The 277-nt window shown below is 61.4% G+C and carries 1 pseudogene; it reads left to right on the forward strand.

Features of this window, described 5'->3' with window-relative positions:
- Positions 1-277, forward strand: a pseudogene (locus tag SB764_RS39740) (hypothetical protein); the annotation flags it as partial.

Below are 277 nucleotides of genomic sequence, written 5' to 3' on the forward strand. Positions count from 1 at the left end.
GACGCCAAACCCCGCACCGACCGCCAAATCGCCGAGGACATCCCGTATGGGGTCCGCATTGCCGCCGCTTGGTCGTGGCGCGTGGGTTTGATACTGCTCATGATCGGCGTCCTGGTTTGGCTGCTCAGCCAGGTCAGTTTCCTCATGATCCCCCTGATGGTCGCCGCACTCCTGGCTGGTTTGTTGTATCCCGTTGTCGCGTTTCTCCGTGACCGGAAAGTACCCAACGGCGTCGCCGTCGCTATCACCGTACTCGGCTTCATCGGCGTTATTGGCG

Origin of the sequence: Paraburkholderia sp. SIMBA_027 (assembly GCF_046535315.1) — a bacterium.
GTDB lineage: Bacteria > Pseudomonadota > Gammaproteobacteria > Burkholderiales > Burkholderiaceae > Paraburkholderia > Paraburkholderia tropica.